The organism is Olivibacter sp. XZL3 (assembly GCF_004368405.1).
GTDB lineage: Bacteria > Bacteroidota > Bacteroidia > Sphingobacteriales > Sphingobacteriaceae > Olivibacter.
Window position 1 is genome coordinate 72,241 of sequence record NZ_SBJH01000011.1, and the last position, 24,528, is coordinate 96,768.

The 24,528-nt window shown below is 42.8% G+C and carries 18 protein-coding genes; 9 read left to right on the top strand and 9 right to left on the bottom strand.

What is annotated here, in order from left to right; translation table 11 throughout:
- Positions 1-155 precede the first annotated feature (155 nt).
- Positions 156-1,019, bottom strand: a complete 864-nt coding sequence (locus EPX21_RS05180; protein WP_134088607.1) for a helix-turn-helix domain-containing protein — start codon at positions 1,017-1,019, stop codon at positions 156-158.
- Positions 1,020-1,112: 93 nt separating this feature from the next.
- Here EPX21_RS05180 and EPX21_RS05185 point away from each other — a divergent pair, with 93 nt between their 5' ends.
- Complete coding sequence (locus EPX21_RS05185) at positions 1,113-1,784, top strand: NAD(P)H-dependent oxidoreductase (protein ID WP_134088608.1); 672 nt, start codon at positions 1,113-1,115, stop codon at positions 1,782-1,784.
- 393 nt (positions 1,785-2,177) lie between these two features.
- Here EPX21_RS05185 and EPX21_RS05190 read toward each other — a convergent pair whose 3' ends face one another.
- Positions 2,178-2,966: an endonuclease/exonuclease/phosphatase family protein gene (locus EPX21_RS05190; protein WP_206106002.1), complete on the bottom strand. Its 789-nt coding sequence runs from the start codon at positions 2,964-2,966 to the stop codon at positions 2,178-2,180.
- A gap of 426 nt (positions 2,967-3,392) precedes the next feature.
- On the opposite strand from EPX21_RS05190, the gene EPX21_RS05195 reads away from it, so the two are divergent.
- Together EPX21_RS05195 and EPX21_RS05200 are read left to right on the top strand one after the other, a co-directional pair.
- Entirely contained in the window at positions 3,393-3,590 is a 198-nt protein-coding gene (locus EPX21_RS05195; RefSeq protein WP_134088609.1) for a hypothetical protein, read from the top strand.
- Position 3,591: 1 nt separating this feature from the next.
- Positions 3,592-4,026, top strand: a complete 435-nt coding sequence (locus EPX21_RS05200; RefSeq protein WP_134088610.1) for a hypothetical protein — start codon at positions 3,592-3,594, stop codon at positions 4,024-4,026.
- Between the two features lie 19 nt (positions 4,027-4,045).
- Here the strand turns inward: EPX21_RS05200 and EPX21_RS05205 are convergent, their stop codons facing one another.
- The 4 genes from EPX21_RS05205 to EPX21_RS05220 all read right to left on the bottom strand — a co-directional run bounded on the left by EPX21_RS05205 (position 4,046) and on the right by EPX21_RS05220 (position 8,171).
- Entirely contained in the window at positions 4,046-6,349 is a 2,304-nt protein-coding gene (locus EPX21_RS05205) for a cation:proton antiporter (protein WP_134088611.1), read from the bottom strand.
- Positions 6,350-6,629: 280 nt separating this feature from the next.
- The gene (locus EPX21_RS05210; protein WP_134088612.1) at positions 6,630-6,977 is read right to left on the bottom strand and encodes a hypothetical protein; all 348 of its coding nucleotides are present in this window, start codon (positions 6,975-6,977) and stop codon (positions 6,630-6,632) included.
- Between the two features lie 57 nt (positions 6,978-7,034).
- Positions 7,035-7,331: a GNAT family N-acetyltransferase gene (locus EPX21_RS05215; RefSeq protein WP_134088613.1), complete on the bottom strand. Its 297-nt coding sequence runs from the start codon at positions 7,329-7,331 to the stop codon at positions 7,035-7,037.
- A gap of 648 nt (positions 7,332-7,979) precedes the next feature.
- On the bottom strand, positions 7,980-8,171 hold the full coding sequence (locus EPX21_RS05220; RefSeq protein ID WP_134088614.1) for a cold-shock protein: 192 nt from the start codon (positions 8,169-8,171) through the stop codon (positions 7,980-7,982).
- Between the two features lie 516 nt (positions 8,172-8,687).
- Between EPX21_RS05220 and EPX21_RS05225 the strand changes: the two genes are divergently transcribed.
- The 6 genes from EPX21_RS05225 (at position 8,688) to EPX21_RS05250 (ending at position 18,172) form a co-directional block, all read left to right on the top strand.
- A complete protein-coding gene (locus tag EPX21_RS05225) occupies positions 8,688-9,278 on the top strand; it encodes an RNA polymerase sigma factor (RefSeq protein WP_134088615.1) in 591 nt (196 codons plus the stop codon).
- A 143-nt stretch (positions 9,279-9,421) separates the two neighbouring features.
- Entirely contained in the window at positions 9,422-10,381 is a 960-nt protein-coding gene (locus EPX21_RS05230; RefSeq protein WP_134088616.1) for a FecR family protein, read from the top strand.
- 227 nt (positions 10,382-10,608) lie between these two features.
- Positions 10,609-14,109, top strand: coding sequence for a SusC/RagA family TonB-linked outer membrane protein (locus tag EPX21_RS05235; RefSeq protein WP_166670677.1), 3,501 nt, complete (start codon positions 10,609-10,611; stop codon positions 14,107-14,109).
- A gap of 10 nt (positions 14,110-14,119) precedes the next feature.
- On the top strand, positions 14,120-15,535 hold the full coding sequence (locus tag EPX21_RS05240; protein ID WP_134088618.1) for a RagB/SusD family nutrient uptake outer membrane protein: 1,416 nt from the start codon (positions 14,120-14,122) through the stop codon (positions 15,533-15,535).
- Between the two features lie 68 nt (positions 15,536-15,603).
- A complete protein-coding gene (locus tag EPX21_RS05245) occupies positions 15,604-17,004 on the top strand; it encodes a TlpA disulfide reductase family protein (protein ID WP_134088619.1) in 1,401 nt (466 codons plus the stop codon).
- 13 nt (positions 17,005-17,017) lie between these two features.
- Positions 17,018-18,172, top strand: coding sequence for a TlpA disulfide reductase family protein (locus EPX21_RS05250; RefSeq protein WP_134088620.1), 1,155 nt, complete (start codon positions 17,018-17,020; stop codon positions 18,170-18,172).
- A 71-nt stretch (positions 18,173-18,243) separates the two neighbouring features.
- Here the strand turns inward: EPX21_RS05250 and EPX21_RS05255 are convergent, their stop codons facing one another.
- Genes EPX21_RS05255 through EPX21_RS05265 form a run of 3 tightly spaced genes read right to left on the bottom strand, consistent with a single transcriptional unit; the run spans position 18,244 to position 24,513 of the window.
- Entirely contained in the window at positions 18,244-19,803 is a 1,560-nt protein-coding gene (locus EPX21_RS05255) for a TlpA disulfide reductase family protein (RefSeq protein ID WP_134088621.1), read from the bottom strand.
- A complete protein-coding gene (locus EPX21_RS05260; RefSeq protein ID WP_166670678.1) occupies positions 19,793-21,181 on the bottom strand; it encodes a RagB/SusD family nutrient uptake outer membrane protein in 1,389 nt (462 codons plus the stop codon). The genes EPX21_RS05255 and EPX21_RS05260 overlap by 11 nt, the downstream gene beginning before the upstream one ends.
- An 11-nt stretch (positions 21,182-21,192) precedes the next feature.
- A complete protein-coding gene (locus EPX21_RS05265) occupies positions 21,193-24,513 on the bottom strand; it encodes a SusC/RagA family TonB-linked outer membrane protein (protein WP_134088623.1) in 3,321 nt (1,106 codons plus the stop codon).
- Between the last annotated feature and the right edge of the window lie 15 nt (positions 24,514-24,528).

Below are 24,528 nucleotides of genomic sequence, written 5' to 3' on the forward strand. Positions count from 1 at the left end.
GCTATTTAAGGGATAATAAGTTATCTGCGCCGAATAAAAAGTAACCTATTATCTTTTATCTCCATACAAAGATACAACAAACGCCACATGGTTGTATATATTTTATTGCTATTTACATACAGCTAGATATGACCATATATTCTATGAGTGCCGACTTACAGGGAAGCCTTACGCCCTAGGCCGCTATTCAGAAACTGTTGCCTGTATGTTTTCGGACTGATACCTTTCTGCCGTTTAAAGAACCTGTTTAAATGACTTTCGTCTGTAAAACCAAACTCTACGACGAGCTCGTTAATGCGTCGGTCGCTATGCTCCAGGCGATGTGTTATCAGTGTGGTTTTATATTGGGCAATATAGGATTGCATTGTTTCACCACAATGTTTTTTGAAATAGCGCCCAAGGTAATTCGCTGAAATGCCAAAACGACTGCAGATCGCTTCCGCCCGAATTCTGTCAGGTTCGTAGATATTGGACTGGATGTAATTCAGTATATCTACGATCTTTTCCTCCGACCCGCCATTTATTTTTTCGGGCATATACTTTGCTATATTCCTTGCCACCACCACAATCATCGTATTTACCAACTGCTGCGTGATTTCTCTGTCGTACAGGTCGCGATTTACCGCTTCCCTCACCAAGGCTTCGATTAGTGCACCGACTAAGCTTCTATCCGTCTGGTTTTTCAGGATGCATCCGGGCCGGTGGTTGGCGTTTTGTAAAATAAACTCCAGCCGCTGGATATTTTCCGTTTGCAGGGCATTCGATTGGATATAAATGTTATTGAACTGCAAAAAGAAAAATTGCGTGGTCCTCTCCACTTCAAAAGAATGGCGAATCTGTGGGCTGATTAGAAACAGATGTCCGGGCTGGTAAGGGAATTTATGCTCGCTGACACAGTGTTTTCCGTGACCTGAAAGGATATACACCAATTGAAAAAAGCTATGCGTATGTTCTATTGGACATTCTTCCAAGGTTCTTACGCTGATCGAAAACGGCTCATACAGATTTTTTTCCCTCATTCCGTAAATATACCGATTTATAGAAAAAATATACAGACATAATAATGAAATTATGTAGAAATTTGCTTTCACAAAAGAATTAAAGATTGAAACATGAAGATATTAATTGTATTAGCACATCCCGAACCAGAAAGCTTCAATGGAGCACTCTTTCAGACGGCCATTGAAACGTTGAAAATGAAAGGCCATGAAATCAGGACTTCCGATCTGTATAGCATGCGATTCAATCCGATCTCAGATCGGCACAATTTCACTACGGTCAAGGATCCAAGTTTTCTGAAACTAGGCATGGAAGAAATTTATGCAACCGAGCACGATGGTTTCGCGCCTGATATTAAAACTGAACAGGACAAGCTAGAATGGTGTGATCTGATGATTTGGCAATTCCCCTTGTGGTGGTTTTCCGTCCCTGCAATTTTAAAGGGCTGGACTGATCGCGTTTTTGCTGCCGGAAAAGTTTATGGGGCCGGACGCATTCCTTATGTAAGCGGAAAATTTTCAGGGAAGAAAGCCCTGCTGTCCATCACCACCGGTAGCCCGGAAGGGCATTATTTAAAAGACGGCCCCTACGGCGATATCAACAATATTCTGAAGCCCATTCATCGCGGCATTTTCGAGTACACGGGTTTTTCAGTATTACAACCGCAACTCAGCTATTCCGTTGCACACATTATGGAAGAAGAAAGACTTGCCTTGTTGAATAAATGGAGTAAAAGACTTGAAAAGGTGTTTCAAGAAGATACCCTGAATGTGGGCAAATATTAAATGTAAATCAGGGGCTACAGAAGCCCCCCTGACCGTGGCCCGCAACAGCTCAGCCCCAAAATGTATTAACGCAAGTTAAACTTTGTGAGCAAAATCAATTAAACGACTGCCGAAATTCCAAGGGCGAAAAATCGGTTTTTATCTTAAAGAACTTACTGAACGGTTGTGGAAATGGAACTTTATCGACGTAACAGAAATCCATGCCGAAAAATTAGAAATCAGAACGGAAAATTCTACATTCCTGAAGCCGGATATTTTGGAAAATATACCAGGGAATTGAACTTAAAATAGGAGACTTTTTTAAGTTCAATTCCAGCATCTAGTACAGATATAATACAAAGATAGCAGGAATGGAAAACGAATGAAATCTAAATTAAAAGCCATCATTCAATACTAACGGAATTTCAGCTCCACGTATACCGGCAAGTGATCCGATGCGTATTGTTCATCAATAACTTCATGCCTTACGACCTCAAACCGCCCTTTCGGTCTGAACATAATGAAATCGATTTCCCGGTTCGGTGATTCGACTGGTATGGTAAAACCCTTATTAATGGCGCTCCGCTGAAAATGCGCGTCCAGCTGACGGACGGCCTCACTGTCGGGCTTCGCGTTAAAATCACCGCCCAATATCATGGGGTAGTCTAATTCAGCCGTCAAGTCGGCAATATGCCGCACTTGCAACAATCTATTTTCGGCTTTCAGATCGAGATGCGTACAAGCAAAAATCACCCGTTTTCCGGCATGTGGCTCCACAACGGCCATGGCTATGGTTCGCGGCTCCCCGCCTACCCCTTCAGCCATCGGTAGCGGATGCTTTTCAGTGCTGATAAACGGATGCTTGGAAAGAATGGCAACGCCGTATTCCCCACCCTGGTGATCGATCGCCTTAGCAAAATAATGACGCATACCGGTAAGTCGGCCCAATTCCTCAGCCTGATCAGAGTCTGCGCCCGAGCGTTCGGTTCGCACATCCACTTCTTGCAGTGCCACCAATTCCGCTCCGCTATCGCGAATAACGCGAGCGATAGCTTCCAGATCGATGTGATCCGCCTTGGATGGCGGATTTGCATGGTGGATGTTATAGGTAAGTGTTTTCAAAGACTGTGCATAGCCCGAAATTGCCGAAAAGAGCAACAGGACACAGATAAAAATCATACATTGATAGCGATTGTTCTTCATCTTGTTTGTAATGAGCCGACCAGAACTGAAACGGATCCAGTCAGCAATAGTGAATATCCATGATTACTGATTTGTCCATAGTAGGCGGCTCAAGCCCAATAGCAAGCCTGCGTCGCGCTTTATTTGAGAACGCTTCAAAAATACAAGGTTAAAATTAACTGCATATTAATAAAGAGATGGCCCGTATAATCCATCCATCCAATATAGTGATAATTCCTTCCTTTACAAAGGTCGCTGCTGGAACCGGTGCACCTTTAAGGAAGCAGGATACTAAGTTTTAAAACGCGATATCCAAAAAAAGCGTATTCTTTGCGAGCAGCAGATAATAAAGTGGCTAAAGAAGAAGGGCAATTAAAGAATCTCTCAACTAAAGCACGTTCGTTTTGTTTTTTAAGAGGGCAAACTTATCTTTAATGAAGAAGCAATATGAAAGAAAAAACATACCAAGGAAAAAAGCTGGAACAAAAACCACTTTTGAAGCAGCTGCGTGAACAAGTACTTCCGATCCGTGAAGGAGACTCGTCGGGCAAGCGCGTGGCTAAACACATCGGATTCGTATTATTTATCATTTTTTTTGCCGCCCTTACCGCCGCACTTGGGGCTGCAGCCGTTATTTTCGCTTGATATGCGTATACTATTACATCCTTTGTTCTTAACAGGCTGCTTTACCTGGCTTGCTGTCCGCAAATTACGAACCGTCTGCGAACTTCCTGGATTTATAAACGATTACCTAACCGACATTTTCGCCATCCCGGTTATTGGCACAATGGTATTAACCTTTATGCGCCTACTCATCGTTCGCAACAACCTCTATATCTTTCCTGCGAGCTATGTATACGTTATGGTGATTTATACGACTTTAGTGTTTGAAGGAATTTTACCAAGAGTGGCTAACGCTTATACTGCAGACATTTTCGATGTCTTGGCCTATGCATTGGGCGGAGCGCTTTTCCACGTAAGCATTAACAAACCGCTAAATCCCAACACAGGCAACAATGATCGCGGCCCTGTTTCGTTTAGAAGTTACAAAAAAGCACAAGAAGCCGTCTCAAAAGCATAAATCACCTACCAGTTAACAGTTACACTTCCAGAAAATTTTCTTTATGGTTCTTCAAACATTCTTTTATCCTCTTGGTGTCCCCCACTAGCCAAACAATGTCACCAGCTAATATAACTTCAGACGATTTCGGGATGAGGATCCGTTCGCCATTTCTTTCGATTCCCACTACATGACTTCTGAGGTCGTTTCGAATACCGGATGTTTTTATTGTTTTACCACAATAAGGGTTTGCCTCTGTAACGCTGGCTTTGATCATTCCGATATCGTTGATATCGACATCTTCTTCCATATCCTCCTTGAAATCTGTTTGTTCAAAAACTGCCTTGATTTGCGTTATCTGTTCATCTGTCCCCAATATGCCGACCTTGTCGCGTGGCAATATGCGTTGCTTTCCGCCAGGAAGGTGGGCAATTCGTTCATTTCTCCGGATGTACACGATATCAATACCGTATTTTTCTTTCCAGTTTAACTCATACAGTGTCATCCCTGCAAAGGCAAAGGTATCGCTGGCCTCCAACTCTGTAACATAGGCGTTCCATTCCTGCAGGTGCGCTCCTACCTCCTCGTTTTTATGTTGTAATTCGACACTTCCTTTATTCTGAAGATACTCAAGTCGTTCCCGTTCATTCAGGTTAAACATGAACTGCTGTTCTATTCTTTGGTAAATCCGCTGGATTCTTTCAGAGAAAAACCACAGCAACAGCACAATAAGCGGTACAGCTATGATAAGCGCATGTCGGGTAGTTGTGATCTGGTCGATAAAAAAGCCGATGACGAATATACCTAACAGGCATCGGACAGCATTGATTATGATACCGGTTGCTGAATAATTTAAGTAATATGCATTGACGGTCTGGCTTCCCTTTTTTACATGGATCTTCTTAATCAGAATGGCCCAAAGGAAAGGTGACGCCAACAATGATGCCGAAGTTATCAACACGATATTACGCCATACGACCTGATCTATTCGTGCATCTATGAATGGAATGAAGACATATTTGAACAGCAAAGCGATTGCTATTAAGATAATACTATTGATAAGCAAGATTCTGTTATATACGCTTAGCATTTTTTTCCAAAGCGGATCCCGTTGGTTCTTTTGCGCCTCAGAGGTGAAAGAATCCAGCCGGGCCAACCATTTCGCCGGAAATATTTTTAAAATAATATTGTATAAAGGTTCCGAAAACCTTATCAGGTAGGGTGTAGTAAACGTAGTAACGGCCGAAACACCAACAGCTATCGGAAATAGAAATTCGGAAATCACGCCGAGCGACAATCCTAAAGAGGCCACAATAAAGGCAAATTCGCCGATCTGGGCCATACTTGTGCCTATTTGTACAGCTTGCTTTAAGGGTTGTCCCGAAATTAAAGCCCCTAACGCGCTGAAGAAAAATTTTCCCGTGATGGTGAGTACGGTTACGGCAAAAATGGGGCCCGCATAGGTATACATCGCCTGCGGATCAATCATCATGCCGACAGAGACAAAGAAGATGGTACCAAAAAACTGTTTAATCGGTTGTGTAAGGTGTTCTATTTTTTCTGCCAATACAGTTTCTGCAATCAACGAACCCATTACAAACGCACCTAGTTCAGCAGAAAAGCCAACTTGGGTGGCCAGTAATACCATTCCAAAGCAAAGACCGATGGAAAGGATCAGAATCGTCTCCTCATCCATCCACTTTTTAGTCTTTTTTATAAACACCGGCAGCAGATAGATACCGACGAGAAACCACAACACCAAAAAGAAACCCAGCTTAAGTATGGTAAAAATAATTTCCAATCCTTCAACCTGTTCGGCAACAGCCACCGTGGACAGCAACACCATGAGTAAAATGACAATAATGTCCTCCACCACCAAAACACCAAAAACGACTTTGGCGAACTGCTTAGATTTCAGCCCCAATTCATCAAAGGCCCGTAGGATAATGGTAGTGGAAGAGCTAGCCAGCATACCGGCAAGAAAAAGGCTATCCATCTCGTTCCATCCCAATAAATGACCTGTAAGGTATCCACCTAATCCCACGAATAATATTTCAATGGTAGCTGTAATGGATGCAGAACCACCCACTTTCATCAGTTTTTTAAAACTAAACTCTATGCCCAAACTGAACAGCAGCATGATGACACCGATTTCAGCAAAAGTGTCTATATTTTCGTGATCTACGATCGTAGGTAGGTAGCTAAAATGCGGCCCCACCAAAAAGCCGGCAATGATATAGCCCAATACCAGCGGCTGTTTAATTTTCTTAAAAAGAATCGTAACCAACGCTCCAACCAAGAGGATGAGCGCCATATCCCGTATCAGTTCTGGTAAATGCGCCATATCTATAATTCGTTTCGTTTACTAAGTAGGCTTTTCCGACCATAAAAAATCACATATATTTATACGCCGTTTGCTTTTCGTTATTTTCTGCCGCCTATCCCACAAATCCTTCTCGACTAGCGTCTCCTGCTCATCGCCGATTAATGCTCCATTTCCCACTGAATGGAAGTTATATACTCTCCCTCCCAATGATGCCAATACGGGTTTTTCCAATATATTTCATTGGGCTGTAATGACACATCACAATCTTAGTGCAATAAATAATCTCGGTGCCACCGTTTCATATATGGATAAACAGCGAAGTGCGCTCCCGTTGCTCCAGATTTTTTGTTCTATGCCCTTTCCCTACCGTATCCTCTACAAGTAGGATTTCGCCTGTTTGGAATATACGCGTTTCCCCCATCGAATTCTCAATCTGTACCCCTCCGTCCAACAATACGATAAACTGCTTTTGTGGAGCACAGTGAAAATCATAGTCATAATCGGCCGATACTTTCCTGAATTGAACGACCTTAACCATAAAATGATCAGAGAGCCGACCGATTTCGCCATGATCCTTTAACGGAATTTCCATTTCGTCAAAAACGGAGTCTCCATTTGCATTACTATAGATACGGGTTATTCTCATTTTTAAAAACTCATTATGTTATAGCCTAATAGAAGTCAGCGTCCGCTGGACTTGCTTTTAATCCGGAATAAGCCATACATCATTGTAAACCTCAGGATGACGCTGGAACTGCGCGTACACGTACGGACATAACGGTACAATCTTCAGCCCGTTTTCACGGGCGTAGGACGCCAACTCTTCCAACAGTACTTTCGCAAAGCCCCTCCCTTCATATTCCGGATTTACCTCCGTATGGTAAACCGTCAACTTACCGTCGCCCACGGAAATTTCCATGATTCCGGCTTTGCTTTCGTTAGAAAACAACTGGACTTCTCCCTGATTACTGTCGCTTAATACTACTTCTGTTCTTTCCATTTTCCGATATGAGCAAGAAACCTTTCAGGCGTCTTTGTAAATTTTTATATATAATGCAATCCTAGTACCTTATCATCCATATCTTCTAATATTTTAAGCTAAGTTACTGTTAGGCAAATTGATCTGCGTTAACCTAGATTAATAAATGAGGCTACGATATGGCTTTTTAATGATAAACCTCTAATAGACAAAAACAAGTATTCTCGGATTATCATGGCGAACAGCCCCCACCAATAAGACAAAAAGGTTATTTAATTTGTTTAAATATTTGATTGCAATTTAACACCTTTACCAGGTTCGGTTCATTTAATTAGTTTAAGAAATAATGACAAGCAAAATTTGCTGTTAAAAATAGCTTTCAGGTAGCTGTCATTACACGATAGCAGCGATACCGCAATACTGATAGTCGAAAACTCGTATCTAAAGGTATTCTTAATATCACAAATCCTGCATATATGTACACCACGAACTAAAGAGTTAATAACATAGGGAAGATGACGCCAATATAGGCAATTGATATATCGTAAACATTCCTTTTTCGTTTACAAGTGATTTCCTAACAGCTGGATTAACTTACGACATTCCTTTGATAAACAAAAAAGCTGCCTTTGGGGGCAGCTTCAATGAACGGGTTCCCACGTTCTAATCTTAGATAAGTTTCACATTTACCGCACTAGGGCCTTTCTTTCCCTGTTCCACTTCGTATGATACGTCGTCATTTTCGCGGATACGGTCGATAAGACCCGATGAGTGGACAAATACGTCCTTACCACCACCAACGGGGGTAATGAATCCGAAACCCTTGGTTTCATTGAAGAATTTTACTACTCCTTCTTGCATTGTTTTCTTAAATTAATAAATGAATTGGTTTTGAACTTTTTGCAGCCAAAACCTTCTACTGCGATTCGACCAAAAAAGAAAAATCCGGCATGTGGGTTATTCCGGACTTCGCATATCAACCTAACCTGCACAAAGATAAAAATTTACACCATTATTTAAGGTAATATCCAGAAACTGGTTAGTTATTCCCGGAAAGTATACATCGACGCGCTTAGCGCATCGCAGACTGCACGTATTTCCCGGTTGGCGCTGAACCGGCTTAAAGCGTATATACCTTATACAATTTCACCATTTAACCACCCTTTACTCACTATTAAAGCTACTGCTTATAGCTTAAAGCTAGGCCCTCCCTTCTCTCTTGAAGTATAGCCTCCTGCCGGACACAATACAAATTACCTCAGAGGCACAAAATATAACATAAAAGTTAAAATATGGGTATTTTTTCTTCCTGTTTGATCAAAAATTCACAGGCAAAATGTGAAGAATACGTCCATATTTGTATATTAGCCACCGTTTATGTTGCAAAAAGGCCATATATCCGACGAGAAGTTGGTACAGCTTCTAAAAACAGGCAATAAGCTGGCCTTTACCATTATTTATGACCGATATTGGAAATCCTTACTGTCCATAGCCTACAACCATTTAAAAGATCCGGTCAAAGCCGAGGAATTGGTACAGGATATTTTCTTGGATCTTTGGGCCAGACGGGAGCATTCGGCTATCGACAACCTCCGTTCTTACCTCGCCGGTGCTATCAAATTTTCCGTTTTCAAAACCATCTACAGAGAAAAACGGCGCAAAGAGCTGCTAGATAATCACGAGCAACAAGTGGAGCACGTGTTTAACGAACAAAGAATAGACCTGCGAATTATTCAGGACACACTTGAGGGTTTGGTTAATGAACTACCCAAACAATGCAAACTGGTATTCAAAAAAAGTAGGTATGAATACAAGCCCAATAAAGTAATCGCAAATGAGTTAAATATTTCCGAAAAGTCAGTCGAGGCAAACCTAACCCGAGCGCTGAAGTCGCTACGATATAGCCTGGAGCGAGCCGGTATTTTATCGCTCCTCTCTTTTATGCTTAGTAATATTTTCGGCAAATAATCCCTACCCCGGTACAGATTTCTCTGCATTTTAACCGTTAGCAAGGACAGGTTAATATCTCAAAAAAGAAAAAAATCAATTTTATATATAGGGGTGCCTATAATTTAGGGTACTATATTAATAAATAGCTCTACGAAACGCTGATGGAAGACAAATTGCTACGCGAACTGATCGAAAAATATATGAACGGAACGGCAACCCGAGAGGAAACGAAGCGGTTGCTGGACTGGTATCAAAAAGTCAATGCAGAAGAAAACATTTGGCACGAAGAAGAAAGTGAAGAGCATGTCCATGGGCGTATTTTGTCAGGCATTCAAAAACGTATGGGCGAAAAAACGATAATAAAGAAGAAGCGACTGTTGCAGATGGCGAGCGTGGCGTCTATTATCCTCGCATTGGGAATCGGACTGTTTGCCTATTTTCACTATGCTTCAATCGGCGCCGATATACGAGAGGACATTCCGTTAACCGCCACGGAAAACAGGTATGTTGTTTTACCTGACAGCAGTTTGGTGCTGTTGCGCCCCGGAAGTGAGATCCATTACAATAAAAAAGACTTCAATAACGTGGATAGGCAAGTCCGATTAATCGGCGAAGCATATTTTGATGTCCGGCAACGCGCAGGTAAGCCTTTCATTATCCTTACCGATCAAATGAAGGTACGTGTTCTGGGCACTTCCTTCACTGTAAAGGCCTATCCCGAACAACAGAATATTGTTGTCAATGTGAAGGAGGGAAAGATACAAATGGAAAGTGATCAAAATGACCTAGCCATCCTTACTGCGGGACAGCAAGCCATTTATAGCAAGCGCGAAAAGTCGATCTTGAAAAACAAACTCGCAGCAGCAGCGCCTGAAAATTGGATTGCCAGAGACATGATATTTGACGCTACACCTTTCCGGGAATTGGCTGACCGCCTTGAAAACCGATACAAGGTAAAGATTGCTTTTAAAAATCCGGCCTTGGAAAAGTGCCCTATAACGGGGAAGTTTACAGGTACTGAACCCCTGAGCTTAGTATTGAAAATCATTAACCAAACAAGAGGAACCGACTACACAATACGTGGACGAACGATCGAAATAGACGGCGAGGGATGTAACTAATATTTTTAATAATCTTAACCAAACTTGACGATGAAAAAGAAGACGGAAACACCCTAAATCGAAGCAAAAAAAAACTCCCTAGCCGTGGAAAGCAATAGGGAGCGGAGTTAAAAAATCAGTCCTAATTTTAAAACCAACCAAATATAATGCAAAAAATGCAATTTTTTGTAAAGGGTTTACTATACCTTTTACAAAAGGTCCGGATCAGATATAAATTCGGATACTTTATGAAGATCAACACCCTAACGCTATTTATACTTACGCTTGCGCTCCTTGTTTCGGCAGAAAACAAGTCGAACGCGCAGAGCATTTACGAGAAAAAGCTGTCCTATGCCGCGCCGATCACTTCCCTAAAAGAACTCTTTACACAGATCGAAAAGGAAACCGGTCTTGTGGTGTTTTATCCGGCGGAAAAAGTGGCTCAGACCGGAAAATTAAATTTAAACGTGCAGAAGCTTACGGTATCAGAAGCCTTAGCACACGGACTTAAAAATACAGGTCTTACCTACCAACAACAAGACAAATTAATTATTGTATCCGCAAAAAGCCGGGAAACAACACAGGGTAACGATATTGCCTTTAGCCAGCGTATTATTACCGGTACCGTAACCGACGAAAGAGGAAAACCGCTGCCAGGTGTTAATATACGATTAAAGACAGGATCTCATTCTGCCACGAGCGACAAAAATGGATTTTTCAGCATCAGGGCAGATGACGAGGACACTTCTTTAATTTTCAGCTTTATCGGTTATGTCAGACAGGAAATACCCTTGGGAGACCAACAGACGATCCATGTAGTGTTAAAAGAAAACACCTTTGAATTGGACGAGGTCGAACTGGTTTCTACTGGATATCAGGAGATCGCCAAAGAACGTGCCACAGGCTCCTTTCAAAAAATCAATGAGCAAACGTTAAACACGAAGATCAGTCAAGATATAGCTTCCAAAATAGAAGGGGAGATTTCCGGTATCGTCTTCAACACTGGAGGCGAGTCTATGACCATACGTGGAACGAGCACGATTAACGCAAATAAAGCACCGTTAATAGTCGTTGATGGTTTTCCGATAACGCAAGATATAAATTCGATTAACCCAAGCAATGTAGAAAGCATTACCGTGTTAAAAGATGCTGCAGCGGCGTCTATTTGGGGCATCAGAGCGGCTAATGGCGTTATTGTGATCACAACTAAAGCCGGAAAGAAAAACAGCAGACCGGTTATCGAATTTTCTACAAATTTCAACATCAAACCAAAACAAAATTACGATCATCTACCTTATGCCTCTACCGAAAGTTTTCTCGAATTCGAAAAAATAAGGGCCGGGAATATCTCCTGGGGAGTACAGCTGCCTACAGGGATTAGCAAACCACCCATGGGAAAGGCATTGGAAACGTATTTGTTGTTGAACAACGGCGACTTGACCGAGGCAGAGGCTGAGTCCATCACGGATGGACTGAAAAGGATCGACAGCCGGGAAGAATTTGACAGACTGTTCAGAAGAAACGAATACTGGCAACAGTATAACCTAGCGGTAAAAGGAGGAGGAGAACGCAACACTTACCGAACTTCCATCACGTATAATAGAAACAGGAATCAGGGGTCTTATGTAGGAAATAAGAGAGATGAGCTCATTGGTACGTTGAACAACACAGTAGATATTACGCCTAAATTAAAATTCTCGAATAATGTGAATTTTAATATGATCGCCAGTAAAAATAATGGGATGAGCCTTTCTGATTTAACTGTCCTGCCCCAACACCAGCGTATTCTGGATGAAAACGGAAATTATATTACACAACCCGCAACATTTACCCAATCCTATAAAGACGAATTGGTCGCTGCTGGATATCCTTATGATTGGAACTATAATTTAAAACAGGAATTTGATAATAAAAACAATAAAAATAACCAGACCTTACTAAGGTTACAATCCGCACTTGAATACAAATTGACCGACTACCTTTCGGCATCGGGAATGTATCAATATGAGTGGGGACAATACAACGGAAGCAACCTGTATAACGAAAATACGTATACAGTTCGGAATACCGTGAACCGGTATACGGTGATAGACGCCAACGGAAACCTAAGCAGCAGTATACCACAAGGGCATATTCTTTCTAAAAACAATAATACTACAAAATCGCACTCGGCAAGATTCCAACTAAATTTTGACCAGTCGTTTAACGAAGGCCTACACCAGGTGACGGCCATAGGCGGATACGAAGTGCGCCAAGAATTAAGCGAAGGACATAACTTCACTCACTATGGCTACGACCCACAAACGTTGCAATATGTAAACGCACCCTTTGGCCAAATACTTCCGGTAGTACCGGTAGGCACGAGTGTTTTCAGTAATCCGGCAGCATATTCTGAGGTAGAGAACCGCTTTATTTCCTATTATGGAAATGCCGCATACACCTACAACAACAAATATACGCTTTCTCTCAGCAGCCGCTTAGACGATGCTAATTTATTCGGTGGAGATAGCAAGTACCGAAACATCCCCTTATACTCTGTGGGGGCTAAGTGGGATATGTACAAAGAGGACTTCCTGAAAAACAACGCTGATTTAAGCCAATTGGCACTTAGGGTTACAAGGGGAAGCAACGGTAATGTGCATACCGGAACCAGTCCCTATGTACAGGCATCAACGTCGCAAAATCCCTATACCAGTGTTCCATACGCCTATATTTCCAACGTAAAAAATCCGAGCCTACGCCTGGAGAAAACGTTTGTAACCAATGTAGGTCTTGATTTCGGTTTTTTCAACGACAGACTGGGGGGTAGTATTGAATATTACAACCGGAACAGTCAGGATTTACTAGCTCCCGTAACCTTCAATTCTACGCTAGGCTTTACAAATGCACTGGTCAATTCCGGCAGAATGAAAAATAGCGGGTGGGATATCGGCTTAAACGCCCTGATCGTAAACAATAAAAACTTTAAGTACAACACCTCATTAAATTTCAGCCGTAACACCAACAAGCTAATCGAGGTCGAACACGCGCAAGAAACCCCGGCATTTTATATGTCCGGATTGAACCCTATAAAAGGAAACCCGCTGAACCATCTGTACAGTTATCGATTTGCGGGACTGGACAGCGATGGTTATCCGCAGATTTATAACGAGAACGATGAAATCATAAACACCTATGGCCAGAAGCTACAAAACGGTAATTGGGTTGCAAGCACTATCGAAGACATACAAGCCCTGGAATACCACGGAAGCACCGTACCGAAGTACTATGGAGGCTGGGTGAATAATTTTTCCTATAAAGGATTTTCGCTACGGGTATTAATCACTTATAAATTGGGCTATGTGTTCAGAAACACCAATATCTTAAATTATACAGATATGGTTTCTTCCTATTCGGTAGCCCATATCCACAGGGATTTCAACCAGCGCTGGAAACAACCCGGAGATGAAAACACCACGATTATTCCCCGAGAGCCCGAAAATATGAACACAGCATACATCGGCTATTATTATTATGCCTTGGGTAACCAATATGTAGATAACGCTTCACACATTAGATTCAAAGAAATTATTTTAGGCTATAACGTTCATCCTAACATAGCACATCGTTTCGGACTAAATAACCTACATATGGCTATTCAGGCTAATAACCTTGGCGTCATTACATTCAACAAATGGCGCATAGATCCAGAAAGCATGGTGTTGCCTATGCAGTCTGCAATAACATTTAACCTTACGGCCAGCTTTTAACAATAAACAAATGAAAAGAATATTAACGCTCTTAATATATATACTTTCCTTAAGTTCCTGTAGCAGGGACAAGTGGTTAGATATTCAACCCAAAGGCGTGGTGATACCTAACAAGACGCAAGACTACCGCTTGTTGTTGGACCAAGTGGACATAAGCGGTGCTGGATCCGGAACCAGAATTTCCACCGGATTCGGAGCTTCGCATTACAACTCATTTATGATGGACGATGATTTTGTAATCAAGGACGAATTAATCGATTACTACTCATCAACCAATGTAAATCGTTACACCTGGAACGACAATATTTTTCTTTCGAATGAAGAAGACCCCGACTGGAAAAATCTGTACGCACAAATTTACGTATGTAATATCGTGATAGAAGAAGTGATGGATGCAGAGGGAGATATACGCGAAAAAGAAAGACTGCTGTCCGAGGCAAAAGCACAACGCGCCTATGCTTATTTTATTTTGGTCAATCTGTATGCCCGGCATTACAACGAGCAAACCGCCGCAGCCACACCGGCCGTACCCCTCCGTTTAACATCGGATATTGAAGGGGTTAACCTCACTAGAGCCAGTGTCAAAGAGGTGTATGATCAGATTATTGAGGACGCTACCGGTGCATTGGATCATTTACCTTCCGTTCCTGAGTCGAACAACTATTTACATCGACCTACTGCATCCGGCCTTTCTGCACTCTTAGCTCGGATATACTTATATCGGGCAGATTACGATAGAGCACGCAGCTATGCGGAACAGTCTTTATCATTAAAAAACAGCCTGATCAATTACAACGCCTTGGAAGACCGTTTTGGCTATGGGATCTTGTATTACCCGCAGTATTTTGAACCTCAGAACACTGAAATTCTATGGTTTAAAGAAGGCTGGCCCTATGCACTTATTGTAGCCTCTGACGAGTTGTACGATTTATTCGAGGGGGATGATCTTCGGCCTTTAAAATACGCTCCGATCTCGTTTCTATATGGCCTCCCCTATGACGGATATACATTAGGAGCCCCCTTATTGACCAATGAATTCCCCGTGGGACCGTCAACCCCTGAAATGTATCTCACGCGAGCAGAATGTCATGCCAGAAATGGAAATATTGCCGCCGCCATGCAGGACGTGAATACCCTACTTGAGGCTAGGATAAAAACGGGTAGCTTCACGCCACGTATAGCATCAACACCAGAAGAAGCACTTCGTATCGTAAAAGAAGAAAGACGGAAAGAACTTGCCGGTGGCGGATTACGATATTTTGATTTAAAAAGGTATAATGAATTTGACAATGCCAATATCACCTTAACGAAAACGCTAGGGGGTACTACCTACACCTTACCGGCAGGCAGTAAAAACTGGGCGGTGCCTATTGCTCAAAAATATATACTGGCATCGCCAGAATTAGGAGAAAACGATAGAGATTAACCAACATTTAAGGGGCCGATATATTGGAGCCGCTTTTTGATAGAAAGGCCCTTTTTTAAAAAAACGCCATGTCAATAAAAATAACCTACGGAGCCTTTGTACTCTTTTTAGCGCTGCTTTCTTATAACAAAAAAACAACCAACGAAACTTACGCGATCGTAAAAGGAACCATTAAACACCAACAGGAAAATCAAATACTGATCATCAAAGAGAGTTCGGTTATAGATAGTATAGCGATCGCTGAAGACGGTAGCTTTTTACATACGATGGATGTAAAATATCCCCAGCGATATACTTTCGTGAATGGAAAAGCGCAATGGAATGCCTATTTGGAAAATGGAAAAGAGCTTACGATACAGATAGACCTCGATGACGTCAAACATTCACTAACGTATACAGGAACTACTGCGACCGTTAATAATTATTTGCTAGAGAAAGCCGACACCTTCAGATCGATGTATTCAGAAGCCGCTATTAAGGACTTGTATTTATTAGAGGAAGAATCCTTTAAAGCCGAGCAGCTTCGGCAGATGGAAATATTTGAAAGGTTTTTGTCGTCTTATAAAAACCTGCCTGAAGCCTTCGTAAAAAAGGAAAAAAGAGATATTTTTTATCAATATTTAGAAAATCTCGAGCGCTATGAATCCTTTCATGGCTATTTTGCTGAGCTGAAAGACTTCAAAGTTTCGGAAAACTTCTTCGCCGATGTAGATACCCTATCCCACTACAACAACGAGGAAGATTACTTCTATTCGGCAGCCTACAGAACGTTGGTAGAAAGGTACTGTGCCGCCAAAGCACAACAAATTGCAGACAGTTTACAGATAACAGATAAAAACATAAGCTATCTAAAGGCGGTAAGCACCTTATCCAATCCCGTTATAAAAAACGAAATAGCTTACAATGAAATTAAGCGGAACATCACTTTTGTGAGAGATCCCGAGACATATTATACCTTGTACAAGGAACTTTCATTGGACGAAGCGCAAGAAAAAGAAATCACAAAGACGTACAAAGAGCTGATGAAACTCGCTAAAGGGAATCCTTCACCCCGATTTTCCGATTATGAAAACTATGCCGGGGGAACCACTTCACTGACCGATTTAAAAGGGAAATATGTCTATATAGACGTTTGGGCAACATGGTGTATGCCTTGCAGACAAGAGATACCGTATTTGCAGCAATTAGAAAAAGAATATGAACACAAAAACATCATGTTTGTCAGCATCTCTATTGATGTCGAAAAAGCGCGTGACGCCTGGAAAAAAATGATTGCAGAAAATAATATGGGTGGTATTCAACTTTTGGCGCCGAAGGCGGGAAAATCGGATTTTATAGAACAATATATGATCCGCGGCATTCCTCGTTTTATTTTGATCGATCCACAGGGAAATATTGTATCCGCAAATGCCCCTAGACCCTCGGAAAAAGAAGCCGTTCAAAACTTATTCAACAGTTTAGCTCTTTAACTCCTCGTAAATCATGCAAACGACTATCATTTTTACCCTGATTTCTTTATCCATCTTTCTTTTTACTTGGTGCACATCCCGTGTACCAAGCGACACATGCCGCATCATACTTAGTACCAAAAACTATCCTATCGACAGCATAAAAGTCGTATGGTTCAAGGATAAAACAATAAAGGAAGAAATCATCCATCTAAAAGATGGCAGCGGCGAAATAGACATTAAAGTTCCTGAACTGACTTCACTCCATCTAATGAGCTTCGATGACTCCAAATCGATAGCAGTGGGCTCAGGGGCTTTTCCTGCACCCGCTTTCCCTTTTTTCGCTGAAAACGGAAAGCAGGTAAGGATTTGCTTTGACAACGACCAGTGGCCAGAAGCTGCTATTTCAGGAGGTGAGGAAAACACCAAATACGGCAGCCTATGGAAGGAAGTTGGTCCTTTGGAACGCAGGCGGTTCGAATTGTTACGATCGGAAGTAAATGCTTTGGGCGACCAAGAAAAAATTACAAAAATTGCGAAGGACTACGCTGAAACCCAACAGAAAGTCCAGGCTTTGGAAGAGGCTTTTATTATAAACAACCCATCAAAAGGCGTATCCCTATGGCTTCTGGAGAAGCAATTTTTCGCCAGTCCCATAACCGAGTTTGAAAAGCGGTTTTTGAGTCTGGCAGACGCGGTAAGAGCATCCCCTAAGGGTAAGGAAATACAGCAACGTATCGCCGTAATGAAAAAGGCAGTACCCGGTCAGCCAGCCCCCGATTTTGTTAAAAAAGACAAGGATGGCAATACAATAAGCCTGTCTCAACTCAAAGGCAAGTACGTATTACTTGATTTCTGGGGAACTTGGTGTATGCCCTGCCGGGAAGGCCACCCACACCTTGTTGAGTTGCACAAGAAATACAACGCGGATATCGAATTTATCAACGTGGCACAAGAGCGAATAGCCAATCCGCGTAAAGCTTGGCTAGCAGCGATAGAAAAAGACAAACTCACTTGGACACAAATACTGAACAATGAGAACGAAGCACAAAGCAATATTGTCGAATTATATAACATCGAGGCCTTCCCCACAAAAATTTTGATCGACAAGGATGGCATTATTATCGGCAGATATACCGCAGACACCAAGAAACTGGATGAAAAATTAAAAACGATTTTTAATAAATAAACCTGCTTCAATATAGCTGGTTGTTATGCGGGATAACCTTTATCGAGTTATCCCGCAAATTAGAAAACGCTTTACCCTTTATGCGGTTTACGGGCAGATTCGATCAATTCGATCATTTCCATTTTCGTGTATTCGCTATTACCGTTCGAACCCATGAGAGAAAACCGGATCTTCCCCTCTTTATCCAATATAAACTTGGCAGGTATTCCCTGTACACCAAATTTCGCAGCCAAATTTTCTCCTGTTTCTGAGTCTTTCTGATCGTCAAAGAGGACTTCAAAAGGATAGTTATTCTTTTCGATAAATGCGGCAACATTCGCCTTATAGCCCTTGGTCCGCTCCCAGGTATTCATAAAAAGAAACTGTACTTCGTTGTCGTCGGCATAATGTTCCTGAGCCGCTTTCATCCCGGGAAAAGAGCGGATACATGGCTGACACCATGTTGCCCAAAAATCAAGCACAACCACCTTCCCTCTCATATCTGCCAACGAAACCTTTTCTCCTCTTAGGTTCAGCAGTTCAAAATCAGGCGCATCTTTGTAAGTGGCCATTTTTGCGATATGTTCACGAATAGACTTGATAACGTCTTCGTCCATGCGCGTCAAGTAGCCATCCAGCCCCTTACTACTGCCATTAAGGGACGTATAGAGCTCTTTAATTTTGTCTTTAAAGGTAAAGTCTCCCTGTTTATAAAGCATCTCCAGCTGCTGGAGCGCTTCAAGTTTACGCCCTGCCGCTTCCAATCCTGTATAATACGCCCGGCTGAACCGGGGGGCTTGATCAGGTGCTAATTGGAGCGCCTTTTCTACCAAGGCTAGCGATTCGGCCTGTTTACCTTGATGATCATATACAGACACCATTTGCGCTACATAGCCAGGATACCCTACCGCGGCAAACCTAGTCTCGTTATTTTTCTGCTCTTCTGGTAAATTGATAAAATATTCGGCATCATCAATCGCTGTTTGAATCAACTTAACCGCAGTGGCTGTGTCTCCTTTTTCCAAAAGTATAGCGGCTACCGGTGAATAACCTTGCGCACGCCAAAAGCGCATCTGCATTTGATCTAGGTACTGAATTGCCTTATCCGTCTGGCCTTGCTCGGCCAGCTTCCTACTTAGGGCAGCTATGGCATATTCATAGGCCATAGAGGTTTCTTTGAAGTTCTCTCGTGGCCATTTTCTTATCAGTTCGGCATAGCATTTTTCCATGGCGGTAGCATCGTCCTGCTTGTGGAACACATTAGAAATGTACTGATCGCGTGCAACCTCTCCTTTTGGAAATCTCTTAGCAACAACCTGGATCAGTGAATCAGCGCTGTCTTCCTTACCGAGACCATTAAGATAGTTAATGCTCAACTGAAGCTCTTTCTCGCTCTTAGCTGTTCTCGCTGTTTGTAACAGTTTCCGAGAGAGCTCTTCCTTCTGCTCTTTAGTGCCCGATTGTATAATATCATAATAGGCTTTCGCACGGTCTTCCAGATTCCGTTGCTGAGCGCACGCTATACTCGCAGAAAAGAGTATAGCAACCGTTAACAAATTTTTCATATAACGTTTTTGTTTAATAATGGAAACATAGTATTTAGCCTTCGGATCCTTTTCTATAGTCCTTCGGCGATTTAAGTTAGTCTTCATAACCCGGATTTTGCGTTAAGGAAGGATTGATAACGATCTGACCTTGCGGGATTGGAAATAAAGCCGCCGTAGACCGCCAGTTTCCTTTGGTGGCGGATAGCACCTCGTCAGCCCGGCTAGTTCTTTTAAGGTCCATCCAGCGATGACCATATTCACCGAAAAGCTCGTGGAGACGTTCTTGTTCTACAGCTCGAATCAATTGGGCCTGACTCAAATTATCCCCTAGGGCAGCCAAGCCGGCCCTGGCTCTCAAGGCGTCCAAATCGGCCTTGGCACCGGCCAGGTCACCCTGATGCGCCTTCGCTTCGGCGCGAATTAAATACTGTTCGGCCAAGCGTAATACCACATGGTATTCATTACCCGTTCCCGAGGCTATTTTGTATTTTGTAATCGCATAATAAACCTGATCCGCCACGGTCTTTAACGAGGTCCAGTTGCTTCGCCTTAAATCTATCGTTGGCGCGCTTTCAAAACTGTTATACACAACCTCAGGAAGTGTATAAGCAGGCACCACTGTTGCTGACGTAATGTAGTTCGCACCAAAGGTGGTAACCCCCGTCAGGTTCGCGATCTGAAAGATGATTTCCTGACTGTCGTTTTCAAAAGATACCGCTGGATCCGGAAGTTGATAGTCTGTTGCAGTCAGCACCTTGGTGGAGAAAAGCTCGGCATTTGCATAGTCCCCGCGGTATAGATAAACCCGTGCCAACAAGGCACTGGCGGCATGTTTGTTTACACGCGCCCTAAAAGTCCCCTGATAAACGGCGGCTAATTTCTCCTCGGCATCCCGTAGATCTTCAACAATCTGCGTATATACTTGTTCGACCGATGCTCTCGGTAACTGCGCATTTTCAAAAACCTCATTATCATTTTCAAGCGCTAAGGGAACATCGCCATATAAGTTAACTAGGTAAAAATACGTATAGGCACGTATGAACTTGGCTTCACCTAACAGTTGATTTTTAACATTTGTCGTCAAACTCGTTGAAGCATCTAATCCGGCAATCGCATTGTTGGTATTCTTAATCAATTGATAAAGGTTCGACCATAGGTTGGAAACAGCACTATTCGTATTTAACAGGCTATTATTCGCAAATTCAAGCGTCGTAGCATCCGTTGCATTATACTGCAAGTCGTCGCCTGAAATACCGGGATAAAATGTGGTCATGCTTGACATATTTGCGTTATTTATATTTCCCGCCGCAGAAACGTATAAGCCCAGTACTACGCTTTGTGCAGAAGCATCGGTTGCGAAGGCGTCTTCATAAGACACCTGCGTGGGTGGTGCGCCCAATTCGACAAACTTTTCGCAGGCGCTTAATGAAAGGATTACGCCGGTAATACCTATCAGGACGAGTTCTTTATATGTTTTTTTCATGATCATCTTGTTTAAAATTGACAATTAAAGCCAAATACAATTGTTCTCAATGGAGGAAGTACCTGACTGATAGTTCCTGTTCCCAAACCGGAAGGGCCGCCCTGCACGGTCGTTTCAGTATCGAGTACATACTTGTTCTTTGCCCAGGTAAACAAATTTTGTCCTTGTACAAAAACACGACAGTCCGACATCTTTAATCTGGAGATCCATTGCTTCGGCAAGCTATAAGAAAGATTAACCGACCGCAACTTGATATAAGAGGCATCCCCATAAACAGCGTCCGAATTGGTATACAAATTATAGGACGCATAAATCGGACTCCCTGGCGTTGCACTGGCACCCGGAATAGACGAATCAGGGTTCTCTGGCGTCCACCTTCCCAGCCAATAATCATTCTGGTTAACCATCGCTCCAGGACTCGTGTTCAGTATTTTGGTCACTCCAAAGCGATGCTGAAATTGAAAAAACACCCCTAACTCAAAACCTTTGTAGGCAAAGGTATTATTGAACCCACCGTAAAAAGGCGTTCCCAAGTCGGCAACGTAACGGTCGTCTATATTGATTAGCCCGTTTTGATCGCGATCTTCGTACTGGGCTTCCCCCGTCTCCGGATTTACCCCTTGATAACGGTAAAGCCGAATCAGGTTAATGGGTTCGCCAACCAGGTAGCTACTCGCATAAAAAGACTGTTCTAAGCCTGGGAACTCCAGTAATTTATTTTTATAAAAGGTGAAGTTGGTGGATGTTTTCCACGTGAACTTCTCTGTTGCTATGTTGGTGCTGTTCAGCTCCAGTTCCAAACCGGTGTTTTGAATCAATGCGGGCAAATTGGCAGTATAGCTGTTGTAACCCGACTGAGTGGCTACAGCGGCCGAGGTGATCTGATCGCCCGACCGGTTCCTGAAGTAGTTAGCCGTAAACAATAGACGGTCTTTCAAGAAGCCTAGATCAAGCGCAAATTCTAACTTCTTAGTCGTTTCCCACTGAATGGACTGGTTGGGAAGCGTCACTAAATTCATGGTGGCATTTCCGAGATAAGGAGTGGACGATGAATAAAGTGGTAGATAAATGTAATTGGATATCTGGTCGTTCCCCGTAGTACCGAAACTACCGCGCAGCTTACCGAAACTCAGGAAAGGTACGTTGTCTGCCACAAAACGCTCATTGGAGAAGATCCATCCAAGGCCGATTGCTCCAAAATTACCGAAGCGGTTATTCGGGCCAAACCTAGATGATCCATCTCTTCGGAAGGTTGCATTGATCAGGTATTTGTTTTCCCAATCGTAATTCAATTTTGCAAAAAAGGCGTTATATTTATAATATACCAGATTATTATTCAGGGTGCTATTTCCCGCGGCAGCCAGTGAGCCAAGTAACGATTCGTTGGCGTAGTTCGATGCAGATATATTTTTCGTATCGGAAGAATTCTGTTGAAAACTGGTTCCCACTAAAGCCGTCAAGGTCCCTCCGCCTAAGCGAGTCACATAGTCGAGCGTAGGCTCTATGATCCAGTTCTGTGCCTTCGTATTAGAAAAACTCGATGAACTGGTAGGATTGTTTGCCGGATTAAGCGTGGAGGCGGGGGTCCGGTTATTTTGGTCCATATTGGTGATCGTATACCCAAAATTCGCCTTTGCGGTCAATCCAGGCAGAATCTTATAGCTCAAGTTAGCACTTGAAATTAAGTTATTGGTGGTGCCGATATACCTACGATTCAGTACCGCCAACGGGTTATTAATCCCAGACCCCGTCAGCCAGTAATATTGTCCTTCGTCGTCGTATAGCGGGTAGTTTGGCGGTAAATTATAGGAGGAGGTGATATCGGAAGTGGGCATGTCCGTGTTACCATTGGCATAACTTACGGAGAAGGCCGCATTAAACTTTCCATCCGCAGAGCGGTGATCCAGATTGAGACGCGAGGTAAACCGAACGTCTTTGTTATCACCATAGAAGACAGTGCTTTCTCTTCGATAGGCGGAATTGAAAAAGAAGCGGGTTTGATCGTTTCCACCCGATAAGTTGGCCTGCACTTCATTGATATGTCCGGTGTTGCCAATCAATAATTTTTGCCAATCGGTCGATGCATCTTGATCCCATAGGGTGAGGTCTGGCGCATTGGTGGTATTGGGTGTAATCCCATCGTTGGCGAAAGCTTCTCTTCTTAAACTTAGGTATTCGTCTAAATCCAACATAGGAATAAAACGATTCACTTCGCTAACGCCCGAGTTAAAGTTCACACCAATACGCGTACGGCCAGACTGGCCCTTTTTGGTGGTGATCAGCACCACACCATTTGCACCGCGACTTCCGTAGATGGCTGTTGCATCCGCATCTTTCAATACATCAATACGTTCAATATCAGCCGGATTAATCATACTAAAAGGACTTATTCCCCCTGCCGAACCGGAAATCCCCATCGAGTTTAGGTTATCGGTGGCCGGTGCACCCCCATTAAAATTGGTAAAGGGAACGCCATCTATGACATATAAGGGGATGGACCCCGAAGTTGTGCCGCTCAATGAACTTTGGTTTCTGATCTGGATTTGAACGCTGCTACCCGGAACACCGTTGTTTTGCGCAATTAAGACCCCCGACATCCTACCCGAGAGCGCGGCTAACGGATTCCCTACAGGTTGACTGGTGATATCTTTCGCCGTGATAGAAGCCACAGATCCGGTGTTAAGTCGCCGTGTGGTTGTGCCAAACCCTACAACAACAACTTCTTCCAAACTACCTTCATCAGGTCTTAACCGTAGTGGAGCCGAATTTTCAAGAAGCTGCCGTGCGGGAATTTCCTGTTTTTGATAGCCGATAAAAGAAAAAATAAGCGTGACGTCATGGCTAGGCAGAACTAAGGACCAATGTCCGTTAACGTCTGTCGCTGTACTGCTTTGCAATCCGGCATTTAACTTTCCATAATCTTTGATCAGAACGGAAACTCCTGCCAACGGCTCGCCATCCTGGCTTACCACCTGCCCTGCTACCCTTTGCTGTATAGCAGGTTTTTCTTTAATGGCGATGATGTTATCCTCCATCAATTCATAAGTCAGGTTACTCCCTTGCAAAGAGCGACTCAGCACCTCTTTTACCGAAAGCTGCTTGCCTTCCAGATTTATTTTAACGGCAGGAAGTGAACTTTTACTGAAAAACATTTTGTAAGTGCTCTTGTTGTTAATAACCTCAAAAACATCTTCTAACTTTCCGCCTTTTATAGATATATCTATCTTTTCTGTTTGGGAATAGGCGTAACCCTGAATGTTCATCATGCTGACACAGGCTAACAGCAAGGTCAATCTGATCTTTTTGATCGGTTTGGGTATTACTTTTTTCATTGATATGTTATTTAG

Coding starts and splice junctions, on each gene's coding strand:
- EPX21_RS05180 (WP_134088607.1), bottom strand. CDS start 1,019: ATGAGGGAAAAAAATCTGTATGAGCCGTTTTCGATCAGCGTAAGAACC.
- EPX21_RS05185 (WP_134088608.1), top strand. CDS start 1,113: ATGAAGATATTAATTGTATTAGCACATCCCGAACCAGAAAGCTTCAAT.
- EPX21_RS05190 (WP_206106002.1), bottom strand. CDS start 2,966: ATGAAGAACAATCGCTATCAATGTATGATTTTTATCTGTGTCCTGTTG.
- EPX21_RS05195 (WP_134088609.1), top strand. CDS start 3,393: ATGAAAGAAAAAACATACCAAGGAAAAAAGCTGGAACAAAAACCACTT.
- EPX21_RS05200 (WP_134088610.1), top strand. CDS start 3,592: ATGCGTATACTATTACATCCTTTGTTCTTAACAGGCTGCTTTACCTGG.
- EPX21_RS05205 (WP_134088611.1), bottom strand. CDS start 6,349: ATGGCGCATTTACCAGAACTGATACGGGATATGGCGCTCATCCTCTTG.
- EPX21_RS05210 (WP_134088612.1), bottom strand. CDS start 6,977: ATGAGAATAACCCGTATCTATAGTAATGCAAATGGAGACTCCGTTTTT.
- EPX21_RS05215 (WP_134088613.1), bottom strand. CDS start 7,331: ATGGAAAGAACAGAAGTAGTATTAAGCGACAGTAATCAGGGAGAAGTC.
- EPX21_RS05220 (WP_134088614.1), bottom strand. CDS start 8,171: ATGCAAGAAGGAGTAGTAAAATTCTTCAATGAAACCAAGGGTTTCGGA.
- EPX21_RS05225 (WP_134088615.1), top strand. CDS start 8,688: ATGTTGCAAAAAGGCCATATATCCGACGAGAAGTTGGTACAGCTTCTA.
- EPX21_RS05230 (WP_134088616.1), top strand. CDS start 9,422: ATGGAAGACAAATTGCTACGCGAACTGATCGAAAAATATATGAACGGA.
- EPX21_RS05235 (WP_166670677.1), top strand. CDS start 10,609: ATGAAGATCAACACCCTAACGCTATTTATACTTACGCTTGCGCTCCTT.
- EPX21_RS05240 (WP_134088618.1), top strand. CDS start 14,120: ATGAAAAGAATATTAACGCTCTTAATATATATACTTTCCTTAAGTTCC.
- EPX21_RS05245 (WP_134088619.1), top strand. CDS start 15,604: ATGTCAATAAAAATAACCTACGGAGCCTTTGTACTCTTTTTAGCGCTG.
- EPX21_RS05250 (WP_134088620.1), top strand. CDS start 17,018: ATGCAAACGACTATCATTTTTACCCTGATTTCTTTATCCATCTTTCTT.
- EPX21_RS05255 (WP_134088621.1), bottom strand. CDS start 19,803: ATGAAGACTAACTTAAATCGCCGAAGGACTATAGAAAAGGATCCGAAG.
- EPX21_RS05260 (WP_166670678.1), bottom strand. CDS start 21,181: ATGAAAAAAACATATAAAGAACTCGTCCTGATAGGTATTACCGGCGTA.
- EPX21_RS05265 (WP_134088623.1), bottom strand. CDS start 24,513: ATGAAAAAAGTAATACCCAAACCGATCAAAAAGATCAGATTGACCTTG.